At 74.0% G+C, this 13,772-nt stretch carries 6 protein-coding genes; all 6 read left to right on the top strand.

The annotated features are described in order from the left end of the window. The first annotated feature begins 16 nt into the window (after positions 1-16). The 6 genes from FXF51_RS18985 (at position 17) to FXF51_RS18960 (ending at position 13,703) form a co-directional block, all read left to right on the top strand. Positions 17-2,239 (top strand): hypothetical protein, encoded by a 2,223-nt coding sequence (locus tag FXF51_RS18985; protein ID WP_148435821.1) that lies wholly within the window; start codon positions 17-19, stop codon positions 2,237-2,239. Between the two features lie 67 nt (positions 2,240-2,306). Next, a complete protein-coding gene (locus FXF51_RS18980; RefSeq protein ID WP_148435820.1) occupies positions 2,307-4,445 on the top strand; it encodes a hypothetical protein in 2,139 nt (712 codons plus the stop codon). A gap of 238 nt (positions 4,446-4,683) precedes the next feature. After that, positions 4,684-8,082 (top strand): phosphodiester glycosidase family protein, encoded by a 3,399-nt coding sequence (locus FXF51_RS18975; RefSeq protein WP_262379643.1) that lies wholly within the window; start codon positions 4,684-4,686, stop codon positions 8,080-8,082. Between the two features lie 88 nt (positions 8,083-8,170). Next, the gene (locus tag FXF51_RS18970) at positions 8,171-9,307 is read left to right on the top strand and encodes an amidohydrolase family protein (RefSeq protein ID WP_148435819.1); all 1,137 of its coding nucleotides are present in this window, start codon (positions 8,171-8,173) and stop codon (positions 9,305-9,307) included. A gap of 65 nt (positions 9,308-9,372) precedes the next feature. Next, entirely contained in the window at positions 9,373-10,782 is a 1,410-nt protein-coding gene (locus tag FXF51_RS18965; protein WP_262379642.1) for a M20 family metallopeptidase, read from the top strand. 128 nt (positions 10,783-10,910) lie between these two features. Next, positions 10,911-13,703 (top strand): glycoside hydrolase family 2 TIM barrel-domain containing protein, encoded by a 2,793-nt coding sequence (locus FXF51_RS18960; protein WP_148435818.1) that lies wholly within the window; start codon positions 10,911-10,913, stop codon positions 13,701-13,703. Positions 13,704-13,772: the final 69 nt, after the last annotated feature.

Genomic DNA, 13,772 nt, shown 5'->3' with positions numbered 1-13,772 from the left:
ACAGGATGCTGTTCACATGGACGGATTCCTGGACGAGACCTGCGGGGGTGTGACGGAGCTACGCGTCCACGGCGTCTCCGGCACACCCCCGGCCGGCACGCTCGGCCACCCGCACCCACGGCTCGTGGCCGGCGACGGCACCACCGGGTTCTACCGGCGATGGCAGGAGAGCGGCCAGCCGTCCGGCGACCATCCCGACGTGCCGGGCGTGCGGCACCGGGAGGCGTACGCGTGGGGCAACCTCACCTCCGGCGGCCGGGCGATCGCGCTGTGGCTGCTCCTGCTGCCGTTCTCACTGGCGAACCTGTCCTACTTCATGCTGCCCAGGCCCGCGCGCGGCGTGCGGCTGCGGCACCTCACCGAGGCGGCGCAGCGGCTGTTCGGGCTGCTGCTCACCGGCACGCTCGTCGGCGCCGTCACCCGCGCCGCCGTCGATCTCGTCGGCTGGCAGTGCACGGCCGCCGGGCGGGCCTGCACCTACGACACCGCGCCGGCGTGGGTGCGCTGGCCGGGCGTCCTGTGGGGCGACGAGCCGTCCAAACGGCTGGCCGTCACCGCGCTGGTCCCGCTGCTGGTCGTGGTGCTGCTGTGGTGGATCGCGCGGCGCACCTGGCTGCGGGACGAGCGCACCGTGCCGCCGCGGGTCGCCGCGCACGACGGGGTGCTGCTGGCCCGGCCGAGGCTGTGGCACGGGGCCGCGCCCGTGTGGCGGCTGCGGGTCGTGCACGTGGCCTTCTCGATCGCCTCCATCGCCGTGGCGGTGTCGGCGCCCTTCGCCGGCACCGCCGCCGGGCTCGCGCTGACCGTGGCCAACGCGGGCGTGATGCTCGCCGCCGCCGTGCTGGCCGCGCTGCCGTCGATCGCGCGGCGGCTGGATCCGCACACGGGGGAGCGGGCGCCCGCCTGGCTGACGGCCGCCTGCCATGTGCTGCGGGTGGGGGCGCCGGTGGCGTTCCTGGCCACCGTGGGGGCGGCGTTCATGGGCCTGCCCGCCGAGGTGGCGGGGACGCGGGCGTGGTGGCTGCCCGGCGTTGGCATTGGAGCGTTCCAGTACACCGTCACCGTCGCACTCGGAATCGTCATTCTCACGGGCACGGCCGCGCTGGCGCGGATGGAGCGCGGGCAGGAGCGGCGGGCGCTCGGGGGGATGGCCGCGTGGGTGGTGCTGATGGTGGCGGCGGGCAGTGCGAACGTGATGGCGCTCGGCGTGCTCTTCTGGACCGCCTCGTTCTTCGGCGTCGCCGCGCACCCCGCCGACCCCGGCCCCGTCGGCGGGAAACTCTACCTCGACGAGCCCGTCTGGTGGACGGCGGCGCTGGTGCCGCTGCTGCTGGCCGGGCTCGTCGCGGTGGCCGTCGTGCTGTGGCTGATCCGCCGGGCCGGCGCCCGCCGCCTGGCCCCCGAGCTGAAGCCGTACTACCTGGAACGCGACGACGCCCGCGTGGTCGCCCGCCAGTGGGCGCTGGCCGCGCTCACCGACCGCGCGGGCCTCGTGCTGGGCGTGCTCACCGGCATCGGGGTCGCCGGGTCCGCCGCGGTGACGGGGATCTACCTGCTGGGCCTGTTCACGCCCGGCGGCGGGCTCGCCGGGCTGCTGGCCTCCGTCGGGAGCTGGGCCATGGTGGCCGCCGTCGTGGCGCTGGTGCTCGTCGGGCGGCGGACGTACCGCGACACCAGGCTGCGCAGGACGGTCGGGATCCTCTGGGACATCTGCACGTTCTGGCCGCGCGCCATCCACCCGCTCTCGCCGCCCTGCTACACCGAGCGGGTCGTCCCCGAGCTGATGACCCGCGTCGGCCGGCTCGCCCCCGCCGCCGGCGACCAGGTCGTGCTGTCCGGGCACAGCCAGGGCAGCGTCATCGCCGCCGCCCTGGTGCTGCAGCTCGACCCGGCGCAGCGGGCGCGCGTCCGGCTGCTCACCCACGGCTCGCCGCTGCGCCGCCTGTACACGCCGTTCTTCCCCGCCTACTTCGGCGACGCCGGCCTGGACGCCGTGCGGGAGCGGGTGGCCTGGTGCAACCTCTACCGGCTGAGCGACCCCATCGGCGGGCCCGCCTTCCGCCGCGTCGATCCGCTCGCCGGTGGGCAGCGGCACGCGGTCGATCACTTCTGCTGGGATCCGCTCCGGCCCGCGCAGGGGGAGCCGCTGCCCGAGACGCGGTGGCACTCCGGCTACTGGCTCGACCCGTCCTACGACGCGGCGCTGAATCGGCTCATCACCGTCAAACCCGCCGCCTGAGCCCTTCGTCCGGGTAGGGTGGCCCGCGTTCCGAATCGATCGCCGCATCCGGATGGGGGCTTCGACGGTGAGGTGGGTACTGCTGCTGGTGGCCGGGGTCATGTGGTGGTCGGTCCCGGCCGCCGTCGCCTCCGCCGAGAGGGGCCTGGACGCGGGCGGGCGGGTGGCGTTCATCGGCGTGCCGGGGCTGTTATGGGATGATCTCGACCCGCGTGACACGCCGCGCCTGTGGGAGCTGGCGGGGCAGAGCGGGCTCGGATCCCTGTCGGTCAAGGCCGTCGGCACCGTGACCTGCCCGTACGACGGCTGGCTGAGCGTGTCGTCGGGCGTGCGGGCGGCGGTGGGGCGGCGCTGCGGGCTGCCGCCCGAGCCGGACGTGCGGGGGCGGGGCGCGGTCGTGCCCGGCATGCCCGAGCTGCTCGGCACGCGCGACGGCGCCAACGCGGGCACGCTCGGCGCCGCCGTGCACGCCGCCGGGCACTGCACCGCCGCCGTCGGCAGGGGCGCGGCGCTCGCGCTGGCCGACAGGGAGGGCGAGGTCGACCTGTACGCCGACACGGCCGCCGGGCTGAGCGACTGGTCGAAGTGCCGGGTGCTGGCCGTGGACGTGGCCGCGCTGGTGCGGCCGTACCTGGTGGACGACAGGCTGCCGCAGGAGCCGGAGGCGCTGCCCGCCGGGCGGCGGCGCGAGCTGGCCCGCCAGGCGGACGCCGAGGTCGGCGCGGCGCTCGACCGGCTGCCCGCCGGCACCGAGATCGTGCTCGCCGGGATCGGCGACCACGGCTCCGTGCCGCACCTGCGGGTGGCCATCTGGAAGCGCGCCGGAGCCACGTCCGCCGTGAGGTCAGGCGACCCTGAGGAGGTCGTGGGGCCGCGCATCGGCGGCAACTCGGCGCGGCGCGACGACATCGTGCTGCTGCCCGACGTCACCCCGACCGTCCTGGCCGCCGCGGGCATCGAGCCGCCGCCGAACGTGATCGGGCTGCCGTGGCGGCTCGGCGAGCCGATCAGCTCGGCCGACCTGGTGCGCGCCGACGTCGCGGGGACCACGGTGCGCGGCATGACCGGCTACTTCTTCACCGGGTTCGCCACCCTCACGGTCGCCTTCTACGTGCTGTCCTATCTGCTGCTGTCCCGCCGCAGGAAGCTCGGGTTCGTCGCCGTGGCCGCCATCGCGATGGCCTGCGTGCCCGTCTCGACGTACGTGGTGAACCTGCTGCCGTGGGACCACAGCCCGGCCATCGTGCCGACGCTGATCGGCTGCGTGCTGGCGGTCACGGCGGCGCTCAGCGCGATCGCACTGCTGGGGCCGTGGCGGCGCCACCCGCTCGGCCCGCCCGCCGCCGTGTGCGTGATCAACTTCACGGTGCTCGTCGGCGACCTGCTGACCGGGACGAACCTGCAGTTCAACGCGCTCATGGGCTACACCGCGGTGGTCGGCGGGCGCTACTACGGGCTGGCCAACATCCCGTTCGCGCTGCTGGCCACGTCCGTGCTGATGGGCGCCGCGCTGGCCGCCGAGCGCCTGGTCCGCGCCGGGCGCACGCGGCTCGCCGTGGCGGTGGTGACCGGGCTGGGCGTGACGGCGACGCTGCTGGCCGGCTGGCCGGGGGTGGGCAGCGACTTCGGCGGCGTGATCGCGTTCGCGCCGGGCATCGCCGTGACCGCGCTGCTCGTCGCGGGCAAGAAGGTGTCGGTGCTGAAACTGGCCGGGTTCAGCGCGCTCGGCGGGGTCGCGGTGTCGGTGATCGCCGTGCTCGACTGGCTGCGCCCGCCGCAGTCGCAGACGCACCTGGGCAGGTTCGTGAGTCAGGTGCTGGACGGCACGTTCTGGCCCATGATCGGCCGCAAGCTGGGCGCCATGCTGCACACGCTGCTCTCGCCCAACCTCATGCCGATCGTGCTGGCCGGGCTGATCTTCCTGGTGTTCGCGGTGCTGCGGCCGGGCCAGGTGAGCGCGGGCCTGGTGCCCAGGGCGTTCGCGCGGGCGCCGATGCTGCGGGCTGGGCTGGTCGGCGCGCTGGTCAGCGGGGTCGTGGGCATGCTGGTCAACGACTCGGGCACGGCCGTGCTGTCCATGGCGGTGGCGATGGCCGTGCCGCTGGTGCTGCACGCGGGGGTGCGGCTACCAGGCGAGCAGGAGCCGCTCGGGGGCGCGGTGGATGAGCGTGGCCGCCATGACGACGTCCTGGCGGGCGAGGTGTAGGCCGGGCAGCTCGCGGGCCGGCAGCCGCGTCGGCGTGCCGGGCCACCAGCCAGGCGTCCAGCTTCTCGGCGAACGTCAGGCGGGCCCTGACGTGGACGGGATACGGGTCGCGGTAGAGCGCCTCTCGATCCACCTGTCCATGGTGTAAGGCGAGGTGGCGGACATACAAGATCTGAAATTTTCTTTTAGTTCATCCTTAAGTCTTGAAAGTTATATCCACGAGCGATTGAGTTCGGTCGTGCAGACCCTCCGATTGCTGGCCGCCGCCGCGCTCGTGTTAGGCCCCATGGCCATCAGCGCGCCCGCGCAGGCCGATCCCACCCCTCCCGCAGAGGACGCGCTGGAGTCGGCGTCGTCCTACCCGGCCTCCTCCACGCTGCTCGCCCCGGCCGCCGCGGCGCCCCAGCGGCTGGAGACCGCCAAGAAGACCCGGCCGGTGGCGCCGGGCATCTCGCTGACCTCGTTCGACACCTACGACGCGCTCGGGTGGCTGCGCGCGGACGCCGTCACCGCCGACCTGAGCGGCGCGAAGGCGGACTACGTCTTCTCCGGCGAGGTGTCCAGGACGGAGCCGCTGTCCGGGCCCGCCAAGCGCTCGCGCGCCGTCGCGGCCGTCAACGGCGACTTCTTCGACATCAACAACTCCGGCGCGGCGCAGGGCATCGGCGTGCAGGACGGCACGCTGATCCAGTCGCCGGTCGCCGGGCACGAGAACGCCGTAGCGGTCACCGGCGACGGCATCGGCCGCGTCCTGAAGATGTACTTCGAGGGCACCGCCACCCCGCCGGGCGGCGCGCCGATCAAGCTCACCCAGTTCAACCAGATCATCCAGAGCGGCGGCGTGGGCCTGTTCACGCCGCTGTGGGGCTCCTACACCCGGGCCCGCGCCGTCGAGGGCGCCACCTCCGTCGCCGAGGTCGTGCTGGTGGACGGCGTCGTCTCCGAGGTGCGGACCTCCGCGGGCACCGGCCCCATCCCCGCGGGCACCACCATCCTGCTCGGCCGCGACGCCGGGGCCGCCGCCCTGTCCGCGCTCAAGCCCGGCGACAAGGTGGACGTGGCCTACCAGCCCAAGCCCTCCGACGGCAGCTCGGTCAAGGCCGCCGTGGGCGGCAACCAGCTCCTGATCAAGGACGGCGTCCCGCAGAACTCGACCGACACGGCCGCGCACCCGCGCACCGCCGTCGGGTTCTCGGCCGACGGCAGGAAGATGTACCTGCTGACCGTGGACGGCCGCCAGGCCGACAGCCGCGGCGTCACCCTGAACGAGCTGGCCGCCATGATGCAGGACCTCGGCGCCGCCAACGCGCTCAACCTCGACGGCGGCGGCTCCTCCACCATGCTGGCCCGCGAGCCCGGCTCCGCCGACGTGCAGGTGGAGAACAGCCCCTCCGACGGCGGCGAGCGGCACGTGCCCAACGGCCTGGCGCTCTACGCGCCCGAGGGCAGCGGCAAGCTCAAGGGCTTCTGGCTGGAGACCGCCGGTGACCCCGCCAAGGCGCCCGGCGTCGGCCCCGTCGCCGGTGGCCGCCCCGACCGCGTCTTCCCCGGCCTGACCAGGCGGCTGACCGCCGCCGGCTACGACGAGACGTACGGGCCCGCCGCCGGAACCCCGTCCTGGCGTTCCAGCCCGGCCGTGCACGGCGTCATCCGCGACGGCAGGTTCCACGCCCTGGTGCCCGGCACCACCACGGTCACCGCCTCACGCGGCAAGGCCAAGGGCGCCATCGAGCTGACCGTGCTCCAGCCGTTGCAGCGGCTCGGCGCCACCGCCGACCGTCTCGGCATGGCCGGCGAGGGCGGCACCGCCACGTTCGGCGTGGTCGGCTACGACCGCAACGGCAACTCCGCGCCCATCGAGCCGGGCGACCTCACGCTCGACTACGACAGGAACCTGTTCGAGGTCACGGCGGCCGAGCACGGCTACTTCACCGTCAAGGCCAAGCAGGCCACCGGCTCCGGCCTGATCACCGCCAAGGTCGGCAAGATCACCACCGCGGTGCCGGTGACGGTCGGGTTCGAGTCGAAGCCGGTCGCCGACTTCGAGGACGCGGCCTCCTGGACGTTCGCCGCCGCCCGCGCCACCGGCTCGCTGTCGGCCGCCCCCGGGCAGAGCGGCGGCGGGCTCAAGCTGTCGTACGACTTCACCACCTCCACCGCCACCCGGGCCGCCTACGCCAGCCCGCCCCAGCAGATCGTGGTCGAGGGGCAGCCGCAGGCGTTCGGGCTCTGGATCAACTCCACCGGCAAGGGGGAGTGGCCCAGCCTGGAGTTCTACGACGCGCTCGGCCAGTCGCAGATCCTGCGCGGCCCGTACATGACGTGGACCGGCTGGAAGTACGTCGAGTTCACCGTGCCGCCCGGCGTGAACTACCCGCTCAAGCTGCGGCGCTTCTACGTGGCCGAGACGAAGGCCGACGTCAAGTACACCAACGAGATCATGATCGACGGGCTGGTGGCCAAGGTGCCGCCGTCGGTCACCGCCCCCGAGGCGCCCGAGGTGGCCGACCCCGTGGTCAGGAGCGAGGTGTCCAAGGCGCCGTGGCGGTTCGCGGTCATGTCGGACGCCCAGTTCGTGGCCAGGGACCCGGACAGCGACATCGTCAAGAACGCGCGCCGCACGCTGCGCGAGATCAAGGCCGCCGCGCCGGACTTCCTGGTGATCAACGGTGACCTGGTGGACGAGGCGTCGCCGGAGGACTTCGCGCTGGCGAAGCAGATCCTCGACGAGGAGCTCGGCGGAACGGTGGAGTACCACTACGTCCCCGGCAACCACGAGGTCATGGGCGGCAAGATCGACAACTTCAAGGCCGTCTTCGGGGACACGTACCAGACCTTCGACCACAAGGGCACCCGCTTCATCACGCTGGACACCTCCCGCCTCACCCTCAGGGGCGGCGGCTACGACCAGGTGGCGCAGCTCCGCTCGCTGCTGGACTCGGCGGCGAAGGACGGCTCCATCGGGTCCGTCGCGGTGCTGTTCCACGTGCCGCCGCGCGACCCCACGCCCGGCAAGGGCAGCCAGCTCGGCGACCGCAAGGAGGCCGCGCTCGTCGAGGGGTGGCTGGCCGACTTCCAGCGCACCACCGGCAAGGGCGCCGCGTTCATCGGGGCGCACGTCGGCACCTTCCACGCCTCGCGGGTGGACGCGGTGCCGTACTTCATCAACGGCAACTCCGGCAAGAATCCCGCCACCGCGCCCGACGACGGCGGGTTCACCGGATGGTCGCTGTGGGGCGTCGACCCCGTGACGCGGGCCGAGGCCGAGCACGTCAAGCGCAACTGGTTCGCCGACGCGCCCGACTGGATCGGCACGCAGGTGCGGCCGCACGTGGACGAGCTCACGCTCACCGCCCCCGCCACGGTCGCCGTCGGCGCGCCCGCCCCGGTGACGGCCTCGGTCAAGCAGGGCGCCCGCACGGTGCCCGCCGCCCACCCGGTGTCGGTCACCTGGTCCGGCTCCCCGAACCTGCACGTCGGCGCCCGCAAGAGCGCCAAGCCGTGGCACGTCGCCGTCCTCGACCCCGAGTCGGGGACGCTGACGGCGCTGCGGCCGGGGCAGGTGACGGTGGCCGTCACGGTCAGCGGGGTCACGAAGCAGACCCAGGTCGCGGTGACCGCCAAGGCCGCCGCCTGACGTTCGTGGTGCGGGCCCCGCGGGACGGTGATCGTCCCGCGGGGCCCCTTCGCGTGTCGCCCACGGGGGCGGGGGTACGAGAGCGACCATGGAGCTCGACCTCGTCCCCGCCGGGCTGGCCCGCGCCGTCGAGGAACTGCCGCTGGTGGACCACCACGTGCACGGGGCGGCCACGCACGACCTGTCGCGCACGGCGTTCGAAGAGATGATCACCGAGTCCGACCGGCCCGTGCCCGGCTGGATGACGCAGTTCGACTCCCAGCTCGGGTTCGCCATCCTGCGCCACTGCCCGCCCGTGCTCGGGCTCGACCCCTCCTGCGCGCCCGAGGAGTACCTCGCCAGACGCGCCAGGCTCGGCGCCGCCGAGGTCAACCGGCTGCTGCTGGGCGCCGCCGGCCTCGGCCACCTCCTCGTCGAGACCGGCTACCGGGGCGACGAGCTGCTCGGGCCGTCCGGCATGGCCGAGGCCTGCGGGGCGCCCGCCGACGAGGTGGTGCGCCTGGAGAGCGTGGCCGAACAGGTCGCCGCCGCCGGATGCGACGCCGGCGCGTTCGCCGGGAGGTTCGCCGAGGCGCTGCACGAGCGCACCCGGACGGCGCGCGGGCTCAAGAGCGTGGCCGCCTACCGGTGCGGCCTCGACTTCGACCCCGCGCCGCCGTCCCGGGCCGAGGTCGCCGACGCCGCCGGACGGTGGCTGGCCGGCGGCGGGCGGCTGGCCGACCCCGTCCTCGTACGGCACCTCATCTGGACGGGGCTGGAACGGGGGCTGCCGCTGCAGCTCCACATCGGCCTCGGGGACCCGGACGTGGACCTGCGGCGGGCCGACCCGCTGCTGCTGCGCGGGCTGATCGAGCTGGCGGAGCCGACCGGGGTGCCGCTGCTGTTGCTGCACTGCTACCCGTACCAGCGGCACGCGGGGTTCCTGGCGCAGGCGTACCCGAACGTGTTCCTCGACGTGGGGCTCGCCGTCAACCACACCGGGGCGCGCGGCGCGGCGGTCGTCGCCGAGAGCCTGGAGGTGGCGCCGTTCACGAAACTGCTCTACTCCTCCGACGCGTGGGGGCCCGCCGAGCTGCACTACCTGGGGGCGGTGCTGTGGCGGCGGGCGATGCTGCGGGTGCTGGGCGGGTTCGTGGCGGACGGGGAATGGACGGTGGGGCAGGCGGTGCGCGTGTTCACCATGGTGGGGAGCGGCAACGCGCGGCGCGTTTACGGGCTGGGGTGAGAGCGCGGCCGATGGGGGCAGCGGGTACGGCTTGACCATTGTTGTCTGGGGGATTGATGTCGGGGATGAGTGTCGACGGTCGCAAGGTGGGCGTCGAGGTGGCGCTGCGGGCGGCGCTGCGGCGGGAGCTGGCGGGGGCCGTGGCGTTGCGGCGGGAGCTGCACGCGGCGCCGCGGGTGTCGGGGGAGGAAGGGCCGACCATGCGGAGGGTTCTTCGTGCCCTGCCCGCCGGCGGGGTGGTGGAGCATGTGGCCGGGACGGGGGCCGTGGTGCGGATCGGGGGTGGCGGGGCTTCCGTGGGAGTTCGGGGGGAGCTGGATGCCTTGCCGATCGCTGAGCGGACCGGGGTGGTGTGGGCTGCCGGGAACGGGGCCATGCACGCGTGCGGGCATGACGTGCATCTGGCGGCTGTGGTCGCGGTGGCGCGGGCTGTGGCGGCGGTGTCCTCGGGTGAGGTCGATCTGGGGGTGGTCGAGGAGGCGGCGGCCGAGGGGGCCGCGGAGGCTGCCGGGCGGCGCGCGAACGGGCACGGCGGCGTGAACGGGCACGCTGTTGGCGTATCGGAGGGCGGGGCGAGGGACACGTCCGAGATGGTGACGGAGGCGGCGGAGGCCGTGGCGGAGGCGGCGGCCGAGGGAGCGGCCGAGGCGGTGGCGGAGGCCGTCACCGGGGGCGGGCTCGCGCCGCTGGTCGTCGTCCTGCAGCCCCGCGAGGAGACCTTCCCCTCCGGCGCGGCGGACGTCGTCACCTCCGGCGTGCTCACCAGGCACCACGTCCAGGCCATGATCGGCGCCCACGTCCAGCCGGTGCTGCCCGCAGGCACGGTCGCCTGCGCTCCCGGGCCGGTGAACGCCGCCTCCGACGAGTTCAGGGTGACGGTCAAGGGGGTCGAGGGGCATGCCGCGTACCCGCATCTCACCCGCGACCCCGTGCTCGCCATGGCGCAGGTGATCGTGGCGGCGCAGCAGCTCGTCAGCCGGGTGGCCGACCCGATGGCGCCGACGGTGGTCACGTTCGGCACGGTCAGCGCGGGGACGACGCCCAACGCCGTGCCGGTCGAGGCGGTGGCGCGGGGGACGTTGCGGACCATGTCGCAGGAGTGGCGGGAACGGCTGTACCGGAGGTTCACGCAGGTCGTCGAGGACACGGCTCGGGCGTACGGGTGCGTGGCGGAGGTCGAGATCTTTCCCGGGGAGCCGATCCTGGTCAACGACCCGGCGCTGGCCGCGCGGGCGGGGGAGCGGTTGCGGGAGCACGGGTGGGCGGTGGATGACGAGCTGCGGTCGTGCGGGGCCGATGACTTCGCCCGGTATGGGGATGTGGCGGCGTCGCTGATGATGTTCGTGGGGGTGGACGCCGCGAAGGGGCTGCACAGCCCGGCGTTCCTGCCCGGTGACGCCGCCGTGGAGGCTGTCGCGGAGGCCCTGCTCGCGGGCTACCTGGCCGCCGTCCCGAGCGCCGCGGACGGCCGGTAGCGAAGTGCCGGAGCCGTCCTGCCACGTGCCGCGGTCACGGGCCCGCCGCAAGGGTCAGGCACTCCGGTCGTAACGGACACCGGACCCATCGCTGACTGGACCGGCCCGAACCTCTAGGCTCGGCGGAGATGGATCTCGAAACTTTCTCCCCTGGTTCAGGCCGACTCGAACCCAGGGCGGCCCTTCACTCCGACGCGCCGTCCCTGGACCTCAACGGCACGTGGCGCTTCCGCCTCTCGCCCGGCGCCGACGTCCTCGAGGACTTCGCCCGCCCCGACTACGACGACGCGGCCTGGGACGACCTCCCGGTCCCGTCGCACTGGGTGCTGCACGGGCACGGCGCCCCCGCCTACACCAACGTCGTCTACCCCATCCCCGTCGATCCGCCCCGCGTCCCCGACGAGAACCCGACCGGCGACTACCGCCGCGCCTTCGACCTGCCCGAGGGCTGGACGGGCGGGCGGTTGCGGTTCGAGGGGGCGGAGTCGTTCGCCCGGGTCTGGCTGAACGGCCACGAGCTGGGCTTCTCGACCGGCAGCCGGCTGCCCGTCGAGTACGACGCCGCCCCGTACCTGCGTCCCGGCCGCAACGTGCTGGCCGTGCGCGTGCATCAGTGGTCGGCCGCCACGTACCTGGAGGACCAGGACATGTGGTGGCTGCCCGGCATCTTCCGTGACGTCACGCTCACCCGCTCCACCGCCGACGTCTTCGTCCACGCCTCCTACGAGGACGGGCGCGGCACGCTCAGCTTCGAGGGCGCCGGCACGCTCAGCGTCCGAGAGCTGGGCATCGACGGGCTGGAGCCCGGCGCCGAGGTCACGGTGGACGTGGAGCCGTGGACGGCCGAGACGCCGCGCCTGTACGAGGCCGTGATCACCGGGCCTGACGAGACGGTACGGGTGCGCGTCGGCTTCCGCACGATCTCCATCGTGGACGGCGTGCTGATGGCCAACGGCCGCCCGCTGCTGTTCAAGGGCGTCAACCGGCACGAGTTCCATCCGGAGCACGGGCGGGCGGTGCCGTACGAGACCATGCGCGAGGACGTGCTGCTGATGAAGCGGCACAACGTCAACGCGGTCAGGACCAGCCACTACCCGCCCCACCCCGGCTTCCTCGACCTGTGCGACGAGCTGGGCCTGTGGGTGATCGACGAGTGCGACCTGGAGACGCACGGCTTCGAGCCGGTCGGCTGGCGCGCCAACCCCACCGACGACCCCCGCTACGCCGACGCGCTGCTCGACCGCATGCGCCGCATGGTCGAACGCGACAAGAACCACCCGAGCATCGTCATGTGGTCGCTCGGCAACGAGGCGGGCGTCGGCCGCAACCTGGCCGTCATGGCCGACTGGGCCCGCGAGCGCGACCCGTCCAGGCTGCTGCACTACGAGGGCGACCGGTCCTGCGCGCACACGGACGTCTACTCCCGCATGTACGCCTCCCACGCCGAGGTCGAGGCCATCGGCCGGCGCGAGGAGGACCCGCTCGACGACCCCGAGCTGGACGCGCGGCGCCGCTCGATGCCGTTCATGCAGTGCGAGTACGCGCACGCCATGGGCAACGGGCCGGGCGGGCTCGCCGAGTACCAGGAGCTGTTCGAGCGGTACCCGCGGCTGGCCGGCGGGTTCATCTGGGAGTGGATCGACCACGGGCTGACGCATCCGGCGCACGAGTACGCCTACGGCGGCGACTTCGGCGAGCCCGTGCACGACGGGAACTTCGTCGTGGACGGCCTCGTGTTCCCCGACAGGACGCCGTCCCCGGGGCTGATCGACCTGAAGAGGGTGTTCGAGCCGGTGCGGTTCGAGTTCGGCGACGGGGTGGTGCGGGTGGTGAACCAGCACGGGTTCACCGACCTGTCGCACCTGCGGTTCACGGCCACCGTGCAGGTCGAGGGGGAGACGGTCGCCGAGCATCCGCTCGACGTGGCCGCCGCCGGCGGCGAGTGCAAGCTGCCCGAGGTGACGGACGGGCCCGAGGGCGAGCGCTGGCTCACGGTACGGGCGGTGCTGGCCGAGGACCTGCCGTGGGCGCCGGCCGGGCACGAGGTGGCCTGGGGGCAGGCGCTGCTGGCGCGGCCGGAGCAGCGGGAGCGCACGGCGATCACCACGTTCACCCGCGCGGGCGCCCGGAACGGCCGCGGTGGCGAGCTGACCGCCGGCGGGTGCGCGTTCGACGCGGCGACCGGGCGGCTCACCCGCCTGTTCGGCGCCCAGGTGGAAGGGCCCCTGCTCGACCTGTGGCGGGCCCCCACCGACAACGACCGCGCCGCCGGCCTCGAAGCCCGGTGGCGCGACCTCGGCCTGCACCGCCTCACCCACCGCGTGGACGACATCTCCACCGGCGACGGCCTGACCGTGCGGACCCGTGTCGCGCCGGCGGCCACCGACCTCGGGATGGTGGCGACGTACCGGTGGACGTTCGACGGCGGGCTGCGGCTCGTGCTCGACATCGAGCCGGAGGGGAACTGGCGCGAGCCGATCCCGCGCCTCGGCGTCACGATGTCGCTGCCTGGCTCCGCGGTCGATCAGGTGACGTGGTTCGGGCTCGGGCCGGGGGAGGTCTACCCGGACACGGGCATGGCCGCCCGGGTGGGGCGGTGGTCGGCCGCGGTGGAGGCGATGCAGACGCCGTACGTGTACCCGCAGGAGAACGGGCACCGCGCCGACGTCCGGTGGGCCGAGCTGGGCGGGGTCCGGGTGTCGGGCGAGCCGGTGTTCGGGCTGACCGTGCGGCGGTGGAGCGCGCTGGAGCTGGCCGACGCGCGGCATCGGCCTGATCTGGTGGCGGGGGAGCGGGTGTACGTGCACCTGGATCTCGCGCATCAGGGCATCGGGACGGCGACCTGCGGGCCGGGCCCGTTGCCCGCCTACGACCTGATGGCGCGGCGCGCCACCCTCCGGGTGCGTTTCGACCAGCCCTGACCGCGTCGCAGGGAAGGCCGGGGTCGTCACGGGGCCCGGCCTTCCCGGGCGCGCCGCCCGTCCGAGGCA

Origin of the sequence: Nonomuraea sp. PA05, assembly GCF_008086045.1 — a bacterium.
In the GTDB taxonomy this organism is placed as follows: Bacteria; Actinomycetota; Actinomycetes; order Streptosporangiales; family Streptosporangiaceae; genus Nonomuraea; species Nonomuraea monospora.
This window is presented reverse-complemented; position numbering and strand designations above follow the sequence as displayed.

Excerpts from the sequence above, each read along its gene's own strand:
- FXF51_RS18985 (WP_148435821.1), top strand. The coding sequence starts at position 17 with ATGGACGGATTCCTGGACGAGACCTGCGGGGGTGTGACGGAGCTACGC.
- FXF51_RS18970 (WP_148435819.1), top strand. The coding sequence starts at position 8,171 with ATGGAGCTCGACCTCGTCCCCGCCGGGCTGGCCCGCGCCGTCGAGGAA.
- FXF51_RS18965 (WP_262379642.1), top strand. The coding sequence starts at position 9,373 with ATGAGTGTCGACGGTCGCAAGGTGGGCGTCGAGGTGGCGCTGCGGGCG.
- FXF51_RS18960 (WP_148435818.1), top strand. The coding sequence starts at position 10,911 with ATGGATCTCGAAACTTTCTCCCCTGGTTCAGGCCGACTCGAACCCAGG.